This window comes from Flavicella sp. IMCC45537 (assembly GCF_057197705.1).
This window is the reverse complement of sequence record NZ_CM170067.1, coordinates 1,925,651-1,948,513: the sequence shown is the minus strand read 5'-3', so window position 1 is coordinate 1,948,513 and position 22,863 is coordinate 1,925,651. Positions and strand designations below refer to the sequence as shown.

Sequence of the window (22,863 nt, the reverse complement as noted above, 5' to 3'; positions counted from 1 at the left end):
GAATAATTCTAAGAGTTAGAAAAATCAATTAACCAAACAAATACTTATGAAAATTAATAAAACTAAAAATAGCAAAGTGGTATTCAGGATTCTGTTTGCCGCTTTCATAACCATCTTTTCTAGTTTGTCCGTACAAGCACAAGAAAATTCTGTTAGTGGTGTTGTAACAGGGGCAGAGGATAGTATGCCTATCCCAGGAGTTTCTGTAACAGTTACTCGAAATGGAAAAACATCTGGAACCACTACAGATTTTGATGGGAATTTTACCATCAATGCATCCAATGGTGATGTGTTACAATTTAGCTACATGGGAATGGATGATAAAAGAGTCACTGTTTCTGGAACGACCGTGAATGTTTCTTTAACGGCGTTAGTAGATGAGCTAGAAGAAGTTGTCGTTATTGGATATGGAGCACAAAAGAAAAAAGAAGTTACAGGAGCAGTTGCACAAGTAAAGGCAGAAGCCATTGAGGATTTTGTAGCTGCAGACGTGGCCAACTCTTTGCAAGGTATGGTAGCGGGTGTAAACGTTACGGCTGCAAGTGGTGAACCAGGGGAGGCTTCCAGTATTCAAATTAGAGGTATTACTTCTTTGTCTGGGAGTAATACACCATTATTTGTTGTCGATGGTATTCCTCAACAAGGCGATCCTCAATTGAGTCCAAACGAAATTGAAACAATAGATATATTAAAAGATGCGGCGTCGGCTGCTGTCTATGGAACAAGAGGTGCAGCTGGGGTGATTTTAATTACCACCAAGCGAGGTACAGCTGGAAATGCAAAAGTAACTTTTTCAACATCTTATGGAATCCAGTCTTTAGGAACAGGTACTCCATTGATGAATGCAGATGAAAAACTGAGGTTTGAAGTACAAAAATACAATTTAGTCTCGAATCAATTTGAGCCAGGACCTAATAGAAATTCAGAATGGTTGAATAATGATAACGAATTTAGAGATTATGTTTTAGTAGATTATGCTGGAACAACACAGCATAATTTAAATATTACTGGAGGAACGGATAAGTTTACTTACAATGCTGTTGTAGGTTATTTTGATCAAGAGGGTACGATTATCAATTCTGGTTATAAAAAATTGAATGGGCGAGCTACTACTACTTATAAATCTGAGAAATGGAAGATTAATACGAGTTTGGCATTTACGTTAGATGATAAAGATATTGTAAGTTCTGGTTTATTAATAACAACCATGAAATACCCTCCTTATTATCCTGAAATTGAACCAGGTCAAGATGTGATTTTTACCAATGGTAGCGGTGGGGTTACAACACCTGCCAACAATTTAGCTCAAGCTTTAAAGAGAAAAAATAAGAGAAGACAAGATAAAATTAATGCAAGTTTAAGTTTGAGTTACAATTTTACACCTGATTTTTATTTTATTACTAGAACCGGGGTAAATGTAAACAATGGATTGAATACCACATTTGTTCCTAAGTATGCAGTTGTTGATATCACTGATGACACTGTTGAGGTGGATCCTACAAAGAGTTGGGTACAACACCAACACACAAGATTTAATTCTGTTTCATGGGATGGGAGTTTTAATTATAAAAAGAAAATTGGAGATCATACCTTTAACGGATTGGTGTCTTTGACCTATTTAAGAGAGCAGTTTGAAGATTTTACAGCAAGAAAAGAAGGGGTTGCTAACAATAGTATAGAAGTGCTAAATGGTGCAACAATCAATCCTAATGCTACTTCTGGGTTTAATTATACAACCCAAACAGTTGGGTTTTTAGCGAGATTACAGTACAATTATAAAGGAAAATATTTATTTTCTGGATTGATTAGAAGAGATGGTTCGTCTAAATTTGGAGCCGCTAACAGATGGGGAACCTTTCCATCGGTTTCGGCAGGTTGGAATATATCTAGTGAAGATTTTTGGTCTGATGTAAAACCAATTGTAAACAATTTTAAGTTTAGAGCAAGTGTTGGAACGGTAGGAAACGATAGTTTTCCTGCCTATGAATTTTCCGGTGCTATTAACCAAGGACCAGATTATATTTTTGATCCCGCTGACCAATACGTAGATTTTGGAGCAGCAATGTACTCTTATGCCAATAAGAATGTAAAATGGGAAACATCTGTACAAACTAACTTTGGTATTGATGTGTCGTTTTTAAGAAACAAATTTACTTTAAACGCGGATATTTATAATACAGAGAAAAAAGATATGTTATTTCCAGTGCGTTTGCCTGGATCGGCAGGAGCTTATTATGACCCTAATGTAATTTTGAATATTGGAAACATGACCAATAAAGGGTTAGAATTGGCTTTAAATTACCAAGAAAATATTGGGAAGAGTAGAATCCGATTAGGTCTTACTTATACTAAGAACAAAAATAAAATCACCAAAATGGCCGAGGGACAGAGTTTGATTTACAATAGTAATTCCGCTTTGATTTCTGGAGACGGTAATTCAATTACCACTGTTTTGGCTGAGGGGTACGAAGTTGGTTCTTTTTTCTTATACGAAACTGATGGAGTTATTAAAACACAGGAGGAATTAGATGAGTACATTCAACTAGATGGACGACAAAATGCTCGACTTGGAGATCTAAAATATATTGATCACAACAATGATGGCAAAATTAACGAAGATGACAAGCATTATATGGGGAGCGCATTGCCTGATTTTGAAATGGGATTCAATTCTAATTTCTCATATAAAAACTTTGATTTGGTAATGAATTGGTATGGTACATTTGGTTCTCAAATATTGAACGGTAACAATGCAGCTGCTTTTACCAATGGAGCTCATAAGGCTTTAACTGGAATGTGGACACCTGATAATTCATCATCTGATATTCCTTTACATACTGGTGATTCTAAAAGTGGTTTGTATAACTACACTGGGGTAACGGATCAATGGTTGGAAAGTGGTGACTACTTGAGATTGAAGTTAATAGCATTAGGGTATTCGTTAAGACCTGCAATTTGCCAAAACATGGGGGTTTCAAATTTTAGAATTTATTTACAAGCTCAGAATCCTTTAACCTTTACAAAATACAAAGGTTATGACCCTGAAGTCGGGGGTGGTAATGTTGCTAGGAGAGGTTTAGATGTATCTAGATACCCTGTAAGTGCTTTATATACGTTGGGACTTAAATTTACTTTTTAATCTAAAAAACACATTAATATGAAAACAAAATTTATATATTTCATAGGAATGATATTAATGACAAGTGCATTCATATCATGTTCAGATGAGGCTTTAGAAGAATCAAATCCGAATAGTGTTTCAGCGGATATTTATTGGTCAAATTTGGAAGAAACAAATACTACCTTAACTTCCGTTTATGGAGCAATGTATAATCATTTTATTCTTGGCTTTGATGTTGAGGCTTGGAGGTCTGATTTAGCTTTTCCAAAATCAAGAACAAACCCTTACACTAAAGCCACTCCTTGGTATGAGAAAACATTTAACAATAGTATAGTAGATGTTACAAATAAATGGAATGCTTTGTATCAAGTTATATGGAGAGCCAATCAAGTAATTGAAGGATTAGAAGGGTTGGAAGCTGAATTTAAAGCTGATGAAAGATGGACAACTCAAATGGCAGAAGCTAGATTTTTTAGGGGGTTGTGTCATTTTTATTTACACTCAGAATATAATGGAGGAAATATTATTTTAAGAGATAAAGTTCCTGCAGGTGCAACAGAATTCTCTAAACCTTTATCTAATTCGGCAGACGTTCAAGAATTTTTTAGAGGTGATTTAGAGTATGCTTATCAAAATTTACCAGCTCAACAAGAACAAAAAACGAGAGTTTCTGCTGGTTTGGCAGCTACAATTTTAGGAAAAAGCTATTTGTATACACAAAATTATACAACAGCAATGACATACCTATCAGATGTTATCAATAATTCTGCCTATGGTTACAGTTTGTTAACAGGCAATGACGTTGGTAAACTATTTAGATCTGAAGGTGATTTTAATTCAGAGTCGATATTTGAAATTAATTATGCAAGTGAGCATCAGTTAGAAGATCTTAATTGGGATGAGGAAAGTTTTTTTAGTAGATGGGCAAGATTTTCGGGTCCAACTGGAACTTTTCAAGGGTCGGCATATTTCGTTCCATCGGCTTGGCTGACACATGCTTATTCTAATGAGACGTTGGATTCAAATGATGCTAGAAATTATGTTGATGATGGTGCTGGTGGAAGCCAATTGAGAAGTGTTCCGTTAAGAGCGGCACAAATGATTGCCGTTGTAAATGATGAAGAGTCTGAGTATTATCAGAATCCTGCAGCGAATACTGTTTTTAATTTTGGAGGAACAATTTTTTCATTGTTTAAAAAGTTTACCAATCATGATATAGCTAGTTCGGAGGCTGATATTGCTGCTACAGGATGGAAGTCAGGTAAAAATGTGGTAGTATATCGTTTGGCAGATGTGTATTTGATGTATGCAGAATGTTTGACGGAGACAGGAGATTTAGACTCGGCTATTTCGTACATAAATGAAATTCGTCAGAGATGGGGAGTGGAATCGATAGGTTTGCCAGATGGATCAAATCATGATTTTAATCTAGTGGTTTATACTCAAGAAACGTTAAGAAAACACATTCAAGAAGTGGAAAGACCTTTGGAGCTCTCATTAGAAGGTTTCTCCGAAAGAACTATTGATCTTAGAAGGTGGGGGATTTCAAAACAGCGTTTTGAAGATTTAGCTGCAATGGATTTTTATTTAGATAACTATACAACGCAAGGTGATGAACCAGTGAACAGAAATAAATCTAGAATCATGCAAGGCTTAAGTCCTATTGATCCTACTGACCCAACTATTCAGATAAAGGAATATGAGCAAGCAGCTGAACGTTATAACAGTGAATTACATGATTATTTACCGTTACCGTTGAGTGAAGTTTTATACAACCAAGAACTAAATAACTAAAACTTAAATGATGAAAAAAATATTGATATTAAAATCACTTTTGTTTGCTTTTATTTTAGCAGCAAGTTGTGATAATGCTTATGAATTCCCGTATAATGATTATTCGAGTTTTTCATTGTATACAAGTGGAACTTGGGATGAAACAGATAAAGTTTTAAATATAGATAACTATGTTATTTATAAGGATTTGTCGACCAATGCTATTGAGCATACTTGGACGATCCCAAGCTCATGTAAATTTTTAAATTCTGAGTTTACTGAATTGGACAGTGTGTATTCTGATTTTATAATTCCAAATGCTGGAACCGTATCGACAGAAGCTCAAGCAAATGTTTTGTTTACGGAACCTGGGATTCAGGAAATTAAATTGCACAATGTATTTAAAGATTCTGTTGTAGGTTCTGTACTAACAGGAGGACAATGGGTATTAGATACTATTTTTAAAGTGGATGTGTTTGCAAATGTAAATCCGGCATGTAATGTGTATACTGTAGATAGATTGACTGATCCTTCAAATGATCCAATCTTAACAAAAGTGTTAACGCTTACTGAGGATCAATATCCTAAGGAAAGTGAAATGGGAACTTGGGATCAAGTTACTATTGAAGCAGGTTCAGAATTGTATTTCGAAGATCAAACTTCAACAGGTAGGCCTACGGGAGGTAGATGGTATACACCAGGTGCTAGTCCAGAACAGTCTGGGGCGAATCCAACATTTATCAAATATAATAAGTTAGGAGAGTTTACAGCTTCTATGGAATCGATTAGAGGTGGAGATGGTGTGCCAAGTAATACTGTAGGAAAATTAATTCCATTGGTAATAAATGTAATTGGATCTTCTCAGCCTTTTGTACAGTCTGGTAAACCTGTTGTAGGGGAAGATGGTGATGAGCAAATAATTTCTTTCGCCGTTACAGGAGAAGTAGAAACATTGATCTCAGAAGAAGATAATTTTACGGTTCATGTGACCAATACGGGTGCTGGTTTTGATGGTAATATTGCTGTTCAAACCGCTAGAATAAACAATGAGGATGCTACGATTATTGAATTGGTTTTATCCGAAAAGGTGTATAACACTGATGTAATTGATCTTTCTTTTGCTGGTGGTAATATTGTATCTGTGGATGCTAGAGTTTTGGCTGATTTTAGCGCTGTTGCTGTAAAAATGGAAGCTGGGAATAATGTACTTGTCCAAACGTGGGCAGGTTTTGAAACATTTAAAGATAATTGGAAATCAGCAAATTGTACAGGTTATTGGGCAGGTAATAAGAATGGAACAGCTGCAGCTCCAATGTGGACACGTTCCGAGGAACAAGCCTCTGAAGGTACCGCTAGTATGAAATATACAAGAGCTTCAACAGTTGTCAAATTACAAGGTTCAGATTTTTCTAAACCAGCGGGATTAACTGGTGGTGAATATTTAGTTTCTATTGATGTTTATTTGGAGTCTGGAAATACGATGAAAAATTTCTTAACAACATTAGCTGCTCCTTTTACAGTATATACATGGGATATAGAATCATTGCCGAGAGGTGAATGGGTTACACTTTCTCAAATAATTACTATACCGGACGTTGCATCTGGTGTGAAGTTAAATTTTGATATGTCTACACCTGAAAATGCTAGTTCGTTAGATGGAGAAGTAATATTCTTAGATAATCAAAGTTGGGTTGTTTTAAATCCAAGACCATAATAGTTTTATTAAATTTATTTGGAAGAGGCTGTGTTTGACATAGCCTCTTTTTTTGTTAAAACAGCCGTATAAACCTTTAGATACATTTTATAAACTGAGATACACGGAATCTTTTCTTATCTGAAGTATATTTGAATAACTATTGACCTATAATTAAAGAACATATAAACGAATCATGAAAAGTATAATCAGTCAAATTTTAGCGTTAAGCGCTTTATGTATTTTAAATTCTTGTGCTGAATCAAAACCAAAACTTAGTGAATCAAAACCAAATGTAATTTACATTTTGGCGGATGATTTGGGGTATGGAGATATAAGTAGTTATGGACAAGAAAAGTTTTCTACGCCTAATTTGGATGCTATGGTTGCGAACGGAATGAAGTTTACGCAGCACTATAGTGGAACTTCTGTTTGTGCGCCATCTAGATCCTCTCTAATGACTGGTCAGCACACAGGGCACACTCATATTAGAGGAAATAAAGAATTAGGGACTGAGGGACAAGAGCCTTTAAAAGGGAGTTCTATTACCATTGCTGAGGTTATGAAAGAGGCAGGTTATGTTACCGGGGCTTTTGGTAAATGGGGTTTAGGGTTTGTAACAACGGAAGGAGGAGCCACGCGCCAGGGATTTGATGAGTTTTTTGGGTACAATTGTCAACGTATGTCTCATAGATATTATCCAACTCATATTTGGCATAATGAAGAAAAAGTATTGCTTGAAGGAAATGATTGGACGCATAAAGTAACCTATGCTCCAGATGTTATTCAAAAGAAAACATTAGAGTTTATTGAGAAAAATAGTGACAAGCCATTTTTTGCATATGTACCGATAATATTGCCACATGCAGAAATGATTGCACCGGCGGATCCAATTTTTGAAAAATACAAAGGGAGGTATGCAGAGATACCTCATACTGAGGAATCGGACAATTATACATCAGATTATGGACCTAATATGGTTCCGAAACATTATTGCCCGCAACCAACTCCGCATGCCGCCTTTGCTGCCATGGTTGATAGATTGGATATGTATGTTGGACAAATAGTTGATAAAGTAAATGAATTGGGAATTGCTGAAAATACAATTATCATGTTTGCTAGTGATAATGGGCCTCATGGAGAGGGTGGAGCTGATCCTAAATTTTTTAACTCGGCTGGAGGGTTGAAAGGAATGAAGAGAGATCTGTATGAAGGTGGTATTCGAAGTCCTTTTATAGCAGTCTGGCCAAATAAAATAAAAGCAGGTTCTACTACAGAACACATATCTGCTTTTTGGGATGTAATGCCTACAATTGCGGATTTAGGTGGTGTTAAAACCCCAAAGCAAAGTGATGGAGTGTCATTTTTACCAACATTATTGGGTAAAGAAACTCAAGAACAGCATGAGTTTTTATACTGGGAGTTTCATGGGAAAGGTGGTCGTCAAGCTGCAAGAAAAGGAAAATGGAAAGCGGTGGCATATCAAATAGAAAATCCCAAAAAGGCAACTTTTGAGTTATTTGATTTAGAAAAAGATCCATCAGAGTCTAATGATGTTGCATCACAATATCCGGAAGTAGTGAAGGATATGAAGCGAATTATTAAGGAATCCCATATAGAGTCAGAAATTTTTCCATTTAAATGAAATATGAGCAGCTTTTAAAATATTACTGTTTTTTTGTTTTAGGCTTATCATGTCAGTGCTTGGTATTTTCTCAAGTTGTAAAAAATAACAAAGTTGTTAGTGAGGAAAAATATCAAATAGTTGCTGGAGAGTCTTTAAGTGATTACCGGGTCAATTTGCTTCCGGGCAAGTACGATATACGTATGTTGGTTTGGGTGAATGAAGGGGCGAGTCTTAGAGGGATTAAGTCAGTTATTCTGGCGGAAACACCAATTGAAGTAACTTGGGATTTGTTTGGGATTGAAAAAGGATCGTGGATTGAATTAAAAAAAGATTTTTATTTGACTACAGAAGTGTCAGATGCACTTTTTAGCATAGAAATGCAGAAAGATTTTTTAGGAGTTGGAGAAGGGGAGGTCTACATAGATGATATTAGGATTCAAAGGAATCAAGATTATTTGGAAACAGATAACTTTAGCATCCAAACAGTGGGTGAAACATGTTTAGATAAAAATAATGGTAAGATAATTATTGAAGCCAAATCAAGTCAGAATTATACGGCAAATTTAGATGGAGTAGAATTTAATTTTATGGAATCTTTAGAAATCGAAAATTTATTCTCAGGTGAACATAATTTATGCATTTCCATTGAAAATTTGAATTTTGAACAATGTTATTCTCTTCAAATTCCCCAAGGGGAAAAACTTTTGTCTAAGATGGGTTTTGATAAAGGTATGGCTACAATTGATATTGAAACTGGGACACCTCCATATACGATTTCCTTAAATGATGAGATGGTTTTAACCACTTCTGAAAAACAAATTAAATTGATTTCTAAACATGGAGATGAAATCAAAATTTCATCAAATGTGGCATGTGAAGGAGTGGTACATCAGAAACTTACTAGTGAGTTTGTTATTTATCCAAATCCAACGGAAGGAGAATTTAGGATCTATGTTCCAAGTAACCGAGTAACCGTATTTGTAGCCATTTTTAATTCGTTCGGTAAAATAGTTTGGAGTGGAACAAGAGAAGTAGAAAATGGATGGATCTCGATGGATCTAAGGGAATTGAGTTCTGGCGTATACTCAGGGGTTTTAACTCTTGATAAACCAGAAAATTTTAGGCTGATAAAAAATTAAACTGCTGTGACTTTTATCAGACCTAACTTTTAAAACTCTTTTGAAAAAGATTATATTTACTTTAGTTTAATCAAACAAAAATAAATATGAAAAGTAAAATAATATTTTTATCCCTTATAATTCTTGTTGCTTCTTGTCAAAACAAAAAAAGTTCTAGTGGACAGAATCAGACAGTTGATAATAAAGAACTGTTAAAATTGGCCGATAGTTTAGAGTTGAAGCAAACTGAATATGATGATTTAATTGATAGTGTCAATACTTTAAATAAAAAATCTGATTTGTTTTACCGAAAGATACATATTCAGAAAAAAGAAATTGATCGACTAAAAGATGAAAATAAAATATTTGCTGATGTAATTGCTAAATTAGAAAAGAAAGAGGAAAAACCTGTTCTTTCGAAACAGGAGAAGGCAATTCAAAATTTGGTATTTAAAATGCACAAGTCTTGGGCTAATTTGATAAAAAGCAAAGACCCAAATGATGTTCTTCAATATTTTAATTCGAAATATTTAGTAAGTAGAATTTCAATAGATAAAGACGATAAAGCATCGGTTTCAAGGTTTTCTCATGACGACTTTAAAGAATATATTGAGAAAACTATTATTGCTGAAGATGGTTTGTCAGTTGAATTTGCTGATGTTGACTTTTTAGATATCGAAATTAAAGACAACGCTTATTTTAACGTAGCCTATAAATGCGTTATGGGAACTTACCGTAATGATAGGTTGGAGGCAACTAATTCTTTATTAGTCACTATTACCGGAAAAAACATTAAAAGAACTTGGGGGATTTCTAGTTATTCCTGGGTTAATTTTAAATATGGTATGGATTAATTTTCTAAAAAAAAGAGTTCCAATTGGAACTCTTTTTTTATCTGTTTTCTGCTGATGTATTTGTAAAACTAGGAATAATTGATTTTTTTAAATCATTATATTCAAAAGAGGCAACACCTGAGTCCCCTTTTTTCCAAGTGTTATAAGCTGGTGAATTTTCAGAAATTAAACATTTTAAATAATGTTTGTTTACCATTTCACTTAATTTAGAAACAGTCAATGATTTGTTTTTTTTAATTTCTCTAGTTATTTTTTGAGCACTTTCTGCAGTAATCGCATTTAAAATAGCAATTCCATACAACTCGTCTTTTTGATTTTTAAATACATCGCCATTTTCGTGATGTGTGTTAAATTCTAAAATAGAGACATTTTCAAATCCAACACCAGCTTCATCAAGAATTGCTACTGTGTTAAGATGTTTGTCAATATATTCTTCAACTTTTTTATGCATGTTTGAAATTGTTTATTCGTTACTGGTTGCAAAAGTAAACGTTTTTTGAATACTGATAGATATCATATTTCATTCATTTAAAGATTAGGACATTTATATGGTGTAACCAATACTAAAAATTATGGATCGTGATACGCCTATTTCAAAAATTATGACCACAAATGTAATTGCTCTTACTTTGAGTAATTCATTGTTAGATGCGGAACAGCTATTTAAAAGCTATAAAATACGGCATATACCAGTAGTAAGAAATAAAGATATTATTGGTATTTTAAGTTTGACCGATTTACAAAGAATAAGTTTTACTGATATGAGTCAAGAGCATAGCCCAGAAACAGAAGATACTTATTTAGAAAATTTAAGTGTTGAGCAAGTAATGGTAAAAAATCCGATTCAAATAATTGCAACCAAAACTATTAAGGAGGTGGCAGAAATTTTGTCAAAAAATGAATTTCATGCACTGCCTATTGTGGAGGATCACGAATTGATTGGAATTGTAACTACAACAGATTTACTGAATTATTTGATCGCACAGTATAATTGACTATAGTTTGAAGTTGATTCCTTTTTCAACTAGTTTATCGTATTTTGTTCTGTTGAATTTGTATAAAAATGCACCTTTTTTAGAAGTCGATTTATCCTTTTCTTCTAATTTTGTCAGTACGTCTAGTGCAATAATTTTTTTTCTAAAATTTCTATCGTCAAATTTCTTTTGATAAATAGATTCATAAAGTCTCTGTAAGCTTGGAATTGTAAATTTTTCTGGAAGTAATTCAAAACCGATTGGTTGATAGCTTGCTTTCAATCGTAATTGAGCTAAAGCATCTTCTACTAGTTGGTTATGATCTAAAACTAAATTTGGCATTTCATCTAAATCATGCCATACCGCTCCGTGTTTTTCTACCAATTCAATGTCTTGGTCTTCTATTCTAATTAGTGCATATTGACCAACCGTAATACAGCGTGCCCCAGGATCTCTTTCAACAGCACCATAAACTTTTGATTGTTGCATAAAAACATTTTCCAGTCCAGTAATTTCGGTTAAAACACGTTTGGCAGCATCGTTAACACTCTCAGTATTTTTCACAAAACTACCGATAAGAGACCATTCTCCAGCAAACGGAGCAATTTCTCTCTTGAAAATCAGTAGTTTAATGGATTGATTATCGAAGCCAAAAATAATACAATCTGTTGCAATTAATATTTTGTCCTGTGTACTGTAGAAATTTGATTGTTCTCTGCTCATAGAATTCAAAAGTAAATAAAATTGGTGGATTTTAACATCTTTTTTATAAATGTATTAAATACATTTATTATATTTGTAAAACTTTAACTTAAATTATCGCGTCAAATGAGTACGAAATTATCGCAGGCAGAATATGATAGAATAGACAATATCTTTACATCAGGAGATTCTGATGTTTTGAATATTGAGGCACCAGGAAGAATTAATTTAATTGGTGAACATATTGATTATAATGGAGGTAACGTGTTGCCAGCAGCAATTGATAAGTGTATTTACTATTCTTTTAAAAAGAATGATAGTGAAACAATTTCAAATGTTTTAAGTAAAAACTTTAGTGAAGGATTTTCATTTGATATAACGGTATCTGAAAAACCAGGTGATGGTTGGCTGAGTTATTTATCGGGTGTCCTTTCTGAAATAGATAAAATTAGACCGGGAAAAGTTTCTGGGTTTGATTGTTCATTAGATAGTAAATTACCTATTGGTTCTGGTATTTCTTCTTCAGCAGCACTTTTGTGTGGATTTGCTAAAGGGTTAAATGAATTATTTTCTTTAGAAATTGATGATATTACAATTATAAGATTGTGTCAGAATGCAGAACGCATATTTTCAGGAGCAAATGTTGGAGTGATGGATCAATTTGCGGTTGTTAAAGGGAAAAAGGATCACTTTATTCTCTTAGATTGCGAAACTTTAGAATATTCTACGATACCAGCTGCGATGAACACGAATATGTTATTGTTGTTAAACACAAATGTATCGCATAATTTAGCAGATAGTGCTTATAATGAAAGAAGGGCACAATGTGAATCTGCGTTGGAAATTATTCAAGCTAAATATCCAGAAGTGAAGACTTTGGTTGAAGCTACAGAGGAAATGGTTGAAGAGTTTAAATCTGAACTCGGTGAGGATAGAGTTAAAAGAGCTACGCATGTAATTCAAGAGCAGAAAAGAGTTGAAGCAACTGTAGAAGCATTGAAAAATAATGACTTTACCTTAGTCGGTGAACTTTTAAATCAATCACATGATGGGCTTCAAAATTTATATGAAGTAAGTTGTCCTGAATTAGATTTCTTAGCGGCCTATGCGAAAGCAGATGATAGAGTGTTAGGAGCTAGAATGATGGGTGGTGGTTTTGGTGGATGTACCATAAATTTAATAGATGAAAAGAATGTTGAAAGTTTTGTTGCTGATGCGACAAAGGCTTACAAAGAGGCTTGTAATCTTGACTTAACACCAATACCAGTAAAAACAAATAACGGAGTTCAAAAAATATAATTATAATGGCAACAAATATTAATGAAACATCGCATAGAAGGTATAATATTCTAACTGGAGAATGGATTTTAGTATCTCCACATAGAACAAAAAGACCTTGGCAAGGAAAGAAGGAGGAAAAAGCAGTGATGGATACTACAGAGTACGATGAAAATTGTTACTTATGTCCTGGGAATTCAAGAGTTGGTGATGATGTAAATCCAGAATACAAGGATACTTTTATTTTTCAAAATGATTTTGCTGCAATTCTAAATGATGAGCCAACAACTTTTGAAAATGGTTTGTTAAAATCTGAAGTTGAAACAGGGATTTGTAAAGTAGTATGTTTTTCTCCGAATCACTCATTGACAATTCCATTGATGGAGGAGTCTAGTATTACCAAAGTAATAAAACTTTGGAAAAACGAATATACAGATTTAGGTTCTAAAGAAGGAATCAATTATGTTCAGATCTTTGAAAATAAAGGATCTATTATGGGTTGTAGTAATCCACATCCGCATGGTCAAATCTGGTCGCAGAGATCTATTCCAGGTGAGATTGTGAAGAAATCAGAAAAGCAAGCTGAATATTTTAATGCGAATGGAAAAAGTTTGTTAGGAGACTATATCAAACAAGAGTTAGAAGGGGATAGAGAACGTATATTGGTTGAAAATGACGATTTTGTTGCATTGATAGCTTATTGGGCAGTATGGCCATATGAGGCAATGATTGTTCCTAAAAAGCACTACCAAAATATTTCTCAGTTGTCAGAAAGTGAAATGGAATCTTATGCTTCTATTTTAAAAGAATTGACCATAATGTATGATAATTTATTTGAAGTTTCTTTTCCTTATTCTGCTGGGATTCATCAAAGTCCGACGGATGGCGGTGACCATGAGGGTTGGCATTTTCATATGTCTTTTTACCCACCACTATTAAGATCGGCAACAGTTAAGAAATTTATGGTTGGTTATGAGATGTTTGCAAGCCCACAACGTGATATTACAGCTGAGCAAGCGGCGGCTACTTTAAAAGCACTGCCTAAAGTTCATTACTCAAAGCAATAAAAATTTGATATTTTATATAAGCCAAAACAGAAATGTTTTGGCTTTTTTTATGCCCAAACTTTTAAGATCTTCCATTCAACGATAGAAATAAGTCGTTTATCGATAAACGCAATGGTAAAAAAGCTTGTTGTTTTACTTTTGAGGTATAGTTTATTGAACCACTTAATTTATTTATTATGAGAAGAGTTTTACTTATTTATATATTTTTGGCTCCAGTATTCATGATTGCTCAAAAAAGCTTTGATTTTAAAGGAATGCACGAAACTTTTGGTTGGATTGAATCTGGTGGTTCTAGTGAAAATTCAGGTATTACTACAGAGGGATATGAATTGAATTGGGAGGCGTACAAGACTCCAAAAATCAAGCATGATGCTGCTAATATTGACGCCCAAAAGACACCTATTTTAGCAGTAACAGTAAAGATAAAATCTGATAATATAAAAACATTACGCATCGCTCATACTAATGGGAATATAACAGAAGAGAAAGTATATTTAGCGGATGAAATTTTACACAGAAGTCCGGTCGCTACGACTTATTACTATGATTTATCAGGAGAAAACTGGAAGAATTATACTGAGGAGGGTGATCATGATTTTATTGAAATAGGGTTTCAGGATTATGAGAAGAGGAATCTATTCAGCCCAAGTTCTTACGGAGATTTGGTAATTGAAAAGATTGAGTTCCTAGAAAAAACTCCAGAAGAAAATTCAGATAGCAGTATAAGTGACGCAGGTTTACAGGACAAAAATTGGAAGCAAAACAACAATGGACTGTCTGTAAGTGAAGCTGATTAATGAAATTAAAAGAAGAAAGTGAAAAAGAATTTCTCATTTTATTAGGGGTAATTTAATTGAGAAAAGTTGTATCATCTTTGGTATTGGATGATATAAAAAAAGGTGATACTTATGTATCACCTTTTTTATTTTATATAGAATATATTAATTGATCATTGCTTTAAGCTCTGCAACGGTTGTAATTGGGTCTTCAGCACCAAATACATAACTACCTGCAACCAATACATCAGCACCAGCTTCCACTAATAAGTTGGCATTTTTATTGGTAACCCCACCATCTATTTCAATAAGAGTATCAGCTCCAGCAAAATCGATTAGATTTTTTAACTGTTGTACTTTTTTATAGGTATTCTCAATAAATGATTGTCCACCAAAACCTGGATTTACACTCATGATACATACCATGTCAATATCTTTTATTACATCCTCTAAAACAGCGACAGGAGTATGAGGATTTAAAGCAACTCCTGCTTTCATTCCTTCTGCCTTAATTGCTTGAAGTGTTCTGTGTAAATGTGTACAAGCCTCATAATGAACAGTCAATATATCTGCTCCAATTTTTTTAAAAGTAGGAATGTATTGATCTGGATTTACAATCATTAAATGCACGTCCATTGTTTTCTTTGCGTGTTTTTTGATTGCTTGAACCACTGGCATTCCAAATGAAATATTAGGTACAAATACCCCATCCATTACATCAATATGAAACCAATCGGCGTCACTATTGTTAACCATTTCTATATCCTTTTGAAGGTTTGCAAAGTCTGCTGCAAGAACCGAAGGGGCAATTAATTTGCTCATTTCTTTATGTTTGAATAATTATTTTGCAAAAATAGTATAAAAAAAGAAAACTCTCGATAGGTATATCGAGAGTTTTTGGTAGTTGATTATTAATACTTGGTTATCCTAAGTAAGTCATCAAGATTTTTGATCTTGAAGTGTGTTTTAATCTTCTAATAGCTTTTTCTTTGATTTGACGTACACGTTCTCTTGTTAAGTCAAAAGTTTCTCCAATTTCTTCAAGAGTCATTGGCTGGTGCTCCCCAAGTCCAAAATATAATTTTACAACATCAGCTTCACGAGGAGTTAAAGTTTCAAGAGCTCTTTCAATTTCAACTCTAAGAGATTCATGTAATAACGTTTTATCTGGATTAGGAGATTCTCCTGAATTCAATACATCATATAAATTAGAATCTTCACCTTCAATTAAAGGGGCATCCATAGAGACATGACGACCTGAGTTTTTCATAGATTCCTTTACATCATTTACAGTCATGTCTAATTTCTTAGCAATTTCTTCAGCTGATGGCGGACGCTCGTTTTCTTGCTCTAAGAAAGCGTACATTTTATTAATCTTGTTGATAGATCCAATTTTATTTAATGGTAATCTAACGATACGTGATTGTTCTGCAAGTGCTTGAAGAATAGATTGACGAATCCACCATACAGCGTATGAGATAAATTTAAATCCACGTGTTTCATCAAAACGTTTTGCAGCTTTAATCAATCCCAGATTTCCTTCGTTAATCAAATCAGGTAAAGTCAATCCTTGATTTTGGTATTGTTTTGCTACAGAAACCACAAAACGTAAATTTGCTTTGGTAAGTTTTTCTAGCGCTACTTGGTCACCCGCTTTAATACGTTGTGCCAATTCTACCTCCATATCGGCAGTAATCAAATCTACTTTTCCAATTTCTTGTAAATACTTGTCTAACGATGCAGTTTCCCTATTGGTAACCTGCTTGGTAATTTTCAGTTGTCTCATAGTGTTGCAAATGCTAAGCAGAAGTCGAGTTGAGTCTCAGTCTTCTCCGCTTGTATATATACGTATGATCGTTTGAAAATGTTACAAAAAATAGTAGTTATTTTTTGTTTTATTTTTAATAATATGTGTATTCTGCTGGTTTATAGGTTATTGGGATCGTGAATTCAATTCTGGTTCCTTCCCCAATTACGCTATGTATTTTGAAAGATCCTTTCATCATTTTTATTCTTGCCTCAATTTGATGGATTCCTATACCGTTAGATTCTATTTTTTTGGAGGTGTCAAACCCAACTCCATTATCTTCAATTTCTACATGCAAGTTTTTCCGATATTCCATAACATTAACATGGCCCTCTTTGGCACGACTGTGTTTTATAAGATTGTTTACCAGTTCCTCAATGATATTATTGGTCTTGATTTCGAAACTTTCTTCGTATCGTTGTAGATTTTCTGTAGATGCTGTTATCTCTAAATCGGTATTTGAGTATTTCTCGCAAAAATCTTGAATGGCATAGCTTAGTCCAAATTTTAATAAAACCGATGAGATAAGTTCGTGCGATAAATTTCTGATTTTCCCTGAGGCCTCATCAATGATAGTTTGAGTCTTATCTATTTCTATAGGGATCTTACCAACTACCTTGTTTTTACTTGCCTGCAAATGTAGATTGGCAGCAGAAAGAAGTGCACTTACACTGTCGTGTAATGTTTCCGCTATTTGTCTACGTTCCGCTTCTTTTCCGTCAAGTGTAGCATTTAAAATTTTGATACGGGTGAGAGATTCCATGTGTTCAATTTGTTTCTCTTTCATTAACCGCGTTTTCTCAATAACAAGATCTTTGTTTTCGTCCTTTAGCTTTGCATTTTTAGTGTAGATCCAAAAAATAAAGACTATAATAAATAAACAAACAATTAAACTTATGATAATGAGCTCAAATCGTTTTTTTTCTTGAAGTTGAAGTAATTGTTTTTTTGCAGCATTTTGTTTGATGATGTCTACATTGTGTTTGGCCTCAATTTCAGTTATAATGGCATCAAATTCGGCATTCCTTAAACTATCGGCAATTTTGTTTGCTCTGTTTAAATATTCATAGGCTATGTAATCTTTTGTTTTGTAATAGGTCCAAGCTAAATTTGCATTGATCATTCTTTGTAGACTAGTTTTTCTATTAGACCTAGAATTTTTTAACAAATCTAAAGCTTCAGAATAATAGGCTTTAGCTTCATTGTATTTCGTTAATTTAAGATCATTACCTGCTAATGTATTTAGACAAATTACTTGTCCAATCGTGTCTTGTCTTTTAATTTGAATGTCAAGTGCTTTTTTGACATAGTTTCGGGCTTTGTTATGTTTATTGTTTAGAAAATATATTATTGATAAACCATTATATTGCTCTGCCTTTTGACGTAAATATTTTGGGTTGGTACCAATGTACTTAGAGGCAGTTTCGTTATAGTAAAATAGAGTGTCTTTACTTTTATTATATTTAAGACTATCCTGTACATATTGATTAAAGTGATTAGCACTCAAATTTAGATTGCTGTTAATAATAAAGGAGGTGTCTTTAAGGATTTTTGAGAGGGATAATGCTTTTTTATTGTAAAATATAGCTTTTTGAAAATTATTTATGTTTTTAAAAATTTTTGCTATTTCTGAATTTGCAATGTATAGAACTTTCAAATTATTTCTAATTCGAGCAATTTCGATAATCTTGAGGTATTCTGTTAAAGCCTTTTCTATTTCATTTGATGCAACAAATTCTTCCGCGTTTTTAAGTAATTTTGGTAAATCATTTTTTTCATGAATTTTATCAACAACAAAAGCCACTGAAAAACCGTCAGTGGCTAATATTTTGTTAAAAGTTCCAAAAAGAACCAAAGTAAAAAAAACTTTTAAAATTTTTTTACTCATATATAATGGTTTTTTTTATTGCATTACAAACTCAGGAGGATCTACTTTATAATTGTTACTAGTTCTAGCACTTAAAGTAGTTGTACTTATATTACGCATAAATACAATATTTAATTTTTCTCCGTCGAATTTAAGATAATTTTTTGAATAATTGTTTTTGCCTTCTGTAACACCTGGATCTAGATAAATTTCATGTCTGTTTAATTCGTCATTAAATCCAAAAGTCGCTACAAAGTTTTTCTTTAGTTTAAAATCCAATTGATAAGAACCATCTTCTAATAAGCTAAATTTATAATCTTTAACAATTTTAATAGTTTTTGCACTCGCAGTTGTTGAAATCTTATCGTCTAAAATGCTTATTCCAGGGATTTTAATGTCATCGTTACTAACAAAGTCTAATTTAATTTGGTTGTTTACCAAGGGTAAAACCGTTGTGTTGTTCACGTTTGTAGTTCCCTCAGAAATGATGATTTCATTTCCTTCTGAACCACTTACAATTGTAGAAGTGTTACCTTCACTTAAAGTATGTTCTAAAATAAAGCTTCCATCTTCTGTTGTTGATAAAGAGTATGATTTTAAAGAAGTTTCTTTACTTAATTCTTCTGTTAAATTTGAATCATCGGTACAAGATGTTAATCCGATTGTTAAGGCTGCAATAGCCAGACTTTTGTAAAAAGTTTTCATAATTTTAGGGTATATATGGTTATTAAATGGTTCGTTGTTTGTAAAAAAATGCCCTAGCTTTTGAGGGCTAGGGCAGTAAAATCAAATATTAGGGGTAGGATCTGATTTTATAATAATTTATTCCTCACAGCATACATTGCTAATCCAACTGAATTTTTTGCTTTTGTTTTGAAAAGCAGGTTTTTTCTGTAGGTGTCAACAGTGCTTGTGCTGATGTTAAGTCTTTCAGCTATTTCTTTAGTACTTAATTCAATACTAATTAGCCTTAAAACTTGTAGTTCTCTATCTGTCAATGAGCTGGTGAAAACACCATCTTGATGTACTTTTTTTCTAACTGTTCTTCCTACTGCCGCAGCAACTAGGTCTTTTTGAACTTCTTTACTAAAATATTGATCTCCATTGTAAACAGAGTTGATTGCTTCTACGATGTTTTCTCCAGCACATTTTTTTGCTAAAAAACCATCAGCACCAATTTTCAGTACTTCTTTTACCAATTTAACATCATCGTAACTCGATAATACAATTGTAGGTTGTTTGATACCATTTTTATATAAATGATTTAAAACTTCCAATCCGTCAAGCTTTGGCATGTTAATGTCCAAAACCAATACATCCGCTTTATTATCCTCTAACCAACTTAGTACATCCTGTCCGTTAAGTGAGTGTCCTGCAACTTCAATATTTTTTTCATCTTTTAATACTGCTTCAATTCCGTCAATTAATATTTGATGATCATCCGCAATATGAACTTTAATAATTTCTTTATTTTCCATTAGCTGTTACAAATTTAAATGGTTTATAGGTTACTCACAATCCTGCTTATAGGCGAAATTTACATATCCCTAAAAATAGGGATGCCTTAAAAGCAAATATATAAAGTATTTTTTGGTTAGAATTTTGATAAATTCAAACTAGTGTTTTATCCATAAAAAAACCTGAAGTTGAACTTCAGGTTTTTTCCGCATAAATAAACTAAGATGTTAGGGTTATCGCAAACGATCTACAGATTTTACAAGGTTTTCATCCTTTTTAATTGCTTTGTTAGCCATGACGAGCAAAACAATAACAATAATTGGAAGAGTTACCCCAATACCTTTCTCCGAAACGTTAGTTTCTCCAGATACCATTAGAGACTCGAATAACAATACACCTAATAAATAGAAGTTGATTAGAATGTTTAATCGTCCAAGTACAAATTGATTTTGTCTGTTTTTGAATAAAAAGATAGACAATGCAGATAAAAGACTTGAAATGAAAAAACCAATTCCAATTGATTTTATTAAGAAACGATCATCAGTGATTAAACTTGTTATATTAGAAAGATTGTTGTTTTCACTTCCTAGAAAGGAAACAAAAAACACAACTCCACCTGAAATAAAGGCTGCTAATAACAAGTAAATAGACTGGATTCGTTGTATCATTTAATTAATTACTGATAATTTTGGTGAACAAAAATAGTTTTTCTTGTTTGAATATTCAATAAAAAATGAAGTTAACTTGTGTATTATATTTTGAATGATCAATAGTAGTTTGATATACAGAAATTTGTATGGCTAGAATGTGGCTGTATATTTTAGATTTTTTTTATAAACTTTATGTTTTAAAGAATAAAATTATATATTTGTTATTCATATTGATACTACGTTAGGGTGTTTTGAACTCTTCAAAACTTCTAATGGGTTAGTAATTCACAAAAATCATATCCAATTCTTCTTCATTTTATTTTCACTAGAAGAATATCATAAATTATATACACATTAACATGTTTGAAATTTCACAACTCAAGAGTAAGACTCTTGTTGAGTTACAGGCTATTGCAAAAGAAAAAGGATTAAAAAAAACAAGTCAATTGAAAAAAATTGATTTGGTCTACCAAATCTTAGATGCTCAAGCTGCTGAAGGTGCGTCTGCAAAAGAAACTGTTGAAAAGACAGAAAAGGTTGCTCCGAAACCGAGAAAAAAAAGAGTGAAAGTAGAAAATCCGGTTGTCACAAAGCCAAATGAAACTTCTAAAGAAGTAGAGGCTGTACCTGCTTCTGCCCCAATCAAGGTAGAAGCTAAAAAGGAAATTATTAATTCCGATAAAAATATTAGTGCAAAAGAAGATAAACCTCGTGTACCTAAGAAAAGAGTAGAACGAAATGATGTTTCTAAGGCTCCAACTAAGGACGTGGCTGGTTCTGAGAATCAAAAAACTAATGAAGGTGTAAAGTCTAAAGGACCACAACATAGGAATAATGATGGGAAACAAAGACAGAACCCAAATCAGAACCCAAATCAGAACCCAAATCAGAATCAAAAAAGAACTCCTCAACATAAAAATCAACATAAAGAAAAGAATCACAATAAGAGTAATACTAAATTTAGAGATCCTGATTATGAATTTGATGGGATTATTGAAAGTGAAGGGGTGTTAGAAATGATGCCTGATGGGTATGGTTTTTTAAGATCTTCAGATTATAATTACTTATCATCTCCAGATGATATTTACGTGAGTCAATCGCAAATTAAATTATTTGGTTTAAAAACAGGTGATACGGTTCTTGGTAATGTAAGACCTCCTAAAGAAGGTGAAAAGTATTTTCCTTTAATTAGAGTTTCTAAAATAAATGGTTTACCTCCTAATGTGGTTAGAGATCGTGTTTCATTTGAGCATTTGACTCCTTTGTTTCCGAATGAAAAATTTAATTTAATAGACAGGAAAAAAACATTGTCAACTAGAATTATGGATTTGTTCGCTCCAATAGGAAAAGGACAAAGAGGGATGATTGTTGCCCAACCAAAGACAGGTAAGACCATGTTGTTAAAAGATATTGCAAAAGCAATAGCAGAGAATCATCCGGAAGTTTATCAGATTGTTCTTTTAATTGATGAAAGACCAGAAGAGGTTACAGATATGCAACGTAGTGTAAAAGGAGAAGTAGTTGCTTCTACGTTTGATGAACCGGCTGAGAAGCATGTTAGAGTTGCAAATATTGTGTTAGAAAAAGCAAAAAGACTTGTTGAGTGTGGACATGATGTGGTAATTCTTTTGGATTCAATTACACGTTTGGCAAGAGCTTATAACACCGTAGCTCCTGCTTCCGGGAAAATTTTATCTGGAGGTATTGATGCAAATGCATTACACAAACCAAAACGTTTTTTCGGTGCTGCAAGAAATATTGAAAATGGAGGTTCTTTATCCATAATAGCAACTGCATTGACAGAAACTGGTTCTAAAATGGATGAAGTAATTTTTGAAGAATTCAAAGGTACTGGAAATATGGAATTACAGTTGGATAGAAATATTTCTAACCGTAGAATTTACCCTGCAATTGATCTTATCAAGTCAAGTACAAGAAGAGATGATTTGTTATTTGATGCTAAATCAGTGCAAAGAATGTGGGTGTTACGTAAGTATTTGGCTGATATGAATCCTATTGAAGCAATGGAATTTATTAGTGATAAAGTAAAGTATTCTTTAAATAATGAAGAGTTTCTTATTTCTATGAATGGATAGTA

Annotated in this window: 19 protein-coding genes; 11 read left to right on the top strand and 8 right to left on the bottom strand. The window is 33.1% G+C overall.

Annotated features, from left to right (window positions below; genetic code table 11):
• Positions 1-46: 46 nt before the first annotated feature.
• The 6 genes from AC2DGP_RS08150 to AC2DGP_RS08125 all read left to right on the top strand — a co-directional run bounded on the left by AC2DGP_RS08150 (position 47) and on the right by AC2DGP_RS08125 (position 10,186).
• Positions 47-3,139, top strand: coding sequence for a SusC/RagA family TonB-linked outer membrane protein (locus AC2DGP_RS08150; protein WP_484489569.1), 3,093 nt, complete (start codon positions 47-49; stop codon positions 3,137-3,139).
• 18 nt (positions 3,140-3,157) lie between these two features.
• On the top strand, positions 3,158-4,915 hold the full coding sequence (locus AC2DGP_RS08145; RefSeq protein WP_484489568.1) for a RagB/SusD family nutrient uptake outer membrane protein: 1,758 nt from the start codon (positions 3,158-3,160) through the stop codon (positions 4,913-4,915).
• Between the two features lie 10 nt (positions 4,916-4,925).
• Positions 4,926-6,608: a hypothetical protein gene (locus AC2DGP_RS08140; protein ID WP_484489567.1), complete on the top strand. Its 1,683-nt coding sequence runs from the start codon at positions 4,926-4,928 to the stop codon at positions 6,606-6,608.
• Positions 6,609-6,783: 175 nt separating this feature from the next.
• Positions 6,784-8,232, top strand: coding sequence for an arylsulfatase (locus AC2DGP_RS08135; protein ID WP_484489566.1), 1,449 nt, complete (start codon positions 6,784-6,786; stop codon positions 8,230-8,232).
• A gap of 59 nt (positions 8,233-8,291) precedes the next feature.
• Complete coding sequence (locus tag AC2DGP_RS08130; RefSeq protein WP_484489565.1) at positions 8,292-9,353, top strand: T9SS type A sorting domain-containing protein; 1,062 nt, start codon at positions 8,292-8,294, stop codon at positions 9,351-9,353.
• 86 nt (positions 9,354-9,439) lie between these two features.
• Positions 9,440-10,186, top strand: coding sequence for a hypothetical protein (locus AC2DGP_RS08125; RefSeq protein WP_484489564.1), 747 nt, complete (start codon positions 9,440-9,442; stop codon positions 10,184-10,186).
• A 37-nt stretch (positions 10,187-10,223) separates the two neighbouring features.
• Here the strand turns inward: AC2DGP_RS08125 and AC2DGP_RS08120 are convergent, their stop codons facing one another.
• Positions 10,224-10,637, bottom strand: a complete 414-nt coding sequence (locus AC2DGP_RS08120; protein WP_484489563.1) for a hypothetical protein — start codon at positions 10,635-10,637, stop codon at positions 10,224-10,226.
• A gap of 121 nt (positions 10,638-10,758) precedes the next feature.
• Between AC2DGP_RS08120 and AC2DGP_RS08115 the strand changes: the two genes are divergently transcribed.
• Positions 10,759-11,181, top strand: a complete 423-nt coding sequence (locus AC2DGP_RS08115; protein WP_484489562.1) for a CBS domain-containing protein — start codon at positions 10,759-10,761, stop codon at positions 11,179-11,181.
• On the opposite strand, the gene AC2DGP_RS08110 is transcribed toward AC2DGP_RS08115, so the two are convergent.
• Entirely contained in the window at positions 11,182-11,883 is a 702-nt protein-coding gene (locus AC2DGP_RS08110; protein ID WP_484489561.1) for an NUDIX hydrolase, read from the bottom strand.
• Between the two features lie 105 nt (positions 11,884-11,988).
• On the opposite strand from AC2DGP_RS08110, the gene galK reads away from it, so the two are divergent.
• From galK to AC2DGP_RS08095, 3 genes are all read left to right on the top strand, one after another.
• A complete protein-coding gene (gene galK / locus AC2DGP_RS08105) occupies positions 11,989-13,161 on the top strand; it encodes a galactokinase (RefSeq protein ID WP_484489560.1) in 1,173 nt (390 codons plus the stop codon).
• A 5-nt stretch (positions 13,162-13,166) separates the two neighbouring features.
• Positions 13,167-14,207, top strand: coding sequence for a UDP-glucose--hexose-1-phosphate uridylyltransferase (locus AC2DGP_RS08100; protein WP_484489559.1), 1,041 nt, complete (start codon positions 13,167-13,169; stop codon positions 14,205-14,207).
• Between the two features lie 176 nt (positions 14,208-14,383).
• Entirely contained in the window at positions 14,384-15,004 is a 621-nt protein-coding gene (locus AC2DGP_RS08095) for a hypothetical protein (RefSeq protein WP_484489558.1), read from the top strand.
• A gap of 144 nt (positions 15,005-15,148) precedes the next feature.
• On the opposite strand, the gene rpe is transcribed toward AC2DGP_RS08095, so the two are convergent.
• The 6 genes from rpe to AC2DGP_RS08065 form a co-directional block, all read right to left on the bottom strand.
• Entirely contained in the window at positions 15,149-15,805 is a 657-nt protein-coding gene (rpe, locus tag AC2DGP_RS08090; RefSeq protein ID WP_484489557.1) for a ribulose-phosphate 3-epimerase, read from the bottom strand.
• A gap of 100 nt (positions 15,806-15,905) precedes the next feature.
• Entirely contained in the window at positions 15,906-16,769 is an 864-nt protein-coding gene (locus AC2DGP_RS08085; protein WP_152285620.1) for a sigma-70 family RNA polymerase sigma factor, read from the bottom strand.
• A 115-nt stretch (positions 16,770-16,884) separates the two neighbouring features.
• On the bottom strand, positions 16,885-18,678 hold the full coding sequence (locus AC2DGP_RS08080; RefSeq protein WP_484489556.1) for an ATP-binding protein: 1,794 nt from the start codon (positions 18,676-18,678) through the stop codon (positions 16,885-16,887).
• A gap of 15 nt (positions 18,679-18,693) precedes the next feature.
• Positions 18,694-19,362: a hypothetical protein gene (locus AC2DGP_RS08075; protein WP_484489555.1), complete on the bottom strand. Its 669-nt coding sequence runs from the start codon at positions 19,360-19,362 to the stop codon at positions 18,694-18,696.
• Positions 19,363-19,469: 107 nt separating this feature from the next.
• Positions 19,470-20,135, bottom strand: coding sequence for a response regulator (locus AC2DGP_RS08070; protein WP_484489554.1), 666 nt, complete (start codon positions 20,133-20,135; stop codon positions 19,470-19,472).
• A 213-nt stretch (positions 20,136-20,348) separates the two neighbouring features.
• The gene (locus tag AC2DGP_RS08065) at positions 20,349-20,783 is read right to left on the bottom strand and encodes a DUF4293 domain-containing protein (RefSeq protein WP_484489553.1); all 435 of its coding nucleotides are present in this window, start codon (positions 20,781-20,783) and stop codon (positions 20,349-20,351) included.
• Between the two features lie 341 nt (positions 20,784-21,124).
• On the opposite strand from AC2DGP_RS08065, the gene rho reads away from it, so the two are divergent.
• Positions 21,125-22,861, top strand: coding sequence for a transcription termination factor Rho (rho, locus tag AC2DGP_RS08060; RefSeq protein ID WP_484489552.1), 1,737 nt, complete (start codon positions 21,125-21,127; stop codon positions 22,859-22,861).
• Positions 22,862-22,863 lie beyond the last annotated feature (2 nt).

Coding starts and splice junctions, on each gene's coding strand:
- AC2DGP_RS08150 (WP_484489569.1), top strand. CDS start 47: ATGAAAATTAATAAAACTAAAAATAGCAAAGTGGTATTCAGGATTCTG.
- AC2DGP_RS08145 (WP_484489568.1), top strand. CDS start 3,158: ATGAAAACAAAATTTATATATTTCATAGGAATGATATTAATGACAAGT.
- AC2DGP_RS08140 (WP_484489567.1), top strand. CDS start 4,926: ATGAAAAAAATATTGATATTAAAATCACTTTTGTTTGCTTTTATTTTA.
- AC2DGP_RS08135 (WP_484489566.1), top strand. CDS start 6,784: ATGAAAAGTATAATCAGTCAAATTTTAGCGTTAAGCGCTTTATGTATT.
- AC2DGP_RS08125 (WP_484489564.1), top strand. CDS start 9,440: ATGAAAAGTAAAATAATATTTTTATCCCTTATAATTCTTGTTGCTTCT.
- AC2DGP_RS08120 (WP_484489563.1), bottom strand. CDS start 10,637: ATGCATAAAAAAGTTGAAGAATATATTGACAAACATCTTAACACAGTA.
- AC2DGP_RS08115 (WP_484489562.1), top strand. CDS start 10,759: ATGGATCGTGATACGCCTATTTCAAAAATTATGACCACAAATGTAATT.
- AC2DGP_RS08110 (WP_484489561.1), bottom strand. CDS start 11,883: ATGAGCAGAGAACAATCAAATTTCTACAGTACACAGGACAAAATATTA.
- galK (WP_484489560.1), top strand. CDS start 11,989: ATGAGTACGAAATTATCGCAGGCAGAATATGATAGAATAGACAATATC.
- AC2DGP_RS08100 (WP_484489559.1), top strand. CDS start 13,167: ATGGCAACAAATATTAATGAAACATCGCATAGAAGGTATAATATTCTA.
- AC2DGP_RS08095 (WP_484489558.1), top strand. CDS start 14,384: ATGAGAAGAGTTTTACTTATTTATATATTTTTGGCTCCAGTATTCATG.
- rpe (WP_484489557.1), bottom strand. CDS start 15,805: ATGAGCAAATTAATTGCCCCTTCGGTTCTTGCAGCAGACTTTGCAAAC.
- AC2DGP_RS08085 (WP_152285620.1), bottom strand. CDS start 16,769: ATGAGACAACTGAAAATTACCAAGCAGGTTACCAATAGGGAAACTGCA.
- AC2DGP_RS08080 (WP_484489556.1), bottom strand. CDS start 18,678: ATGAGTAAAAAAATTTTAAAAGTTTTTTTTACTTTGGTTCTTTTTGGA.
- AC2DGP_RS08075 (WP_484489555.1), bottom strand. CDS start 19,362: ATGAAAACTTTTTACAAAAGTCTGGCTATTGCAGCCTTAACAATCGGA.
- AC2DGP_RS08070 (WP_484489554.1), bottom strand. CDS start 20,135: ATGGAAAATAAAGAAATTATTAAAGTTCATATTGCGGATGATCATCAA.
- AC2DGP_RS08065 (WP_484489553.1), bottom strand. CDS start 20,783: ATGATACAACGAATCCAGTCTATTTACTTGTTATTAGCAGCCTTTATT.
- rho (WP_484489552.1), top strand. CDS start 21,125: ATGTTTGAAATTTCACAACTCAAGAGTAAGACTCTTGTTGAGTTACAG.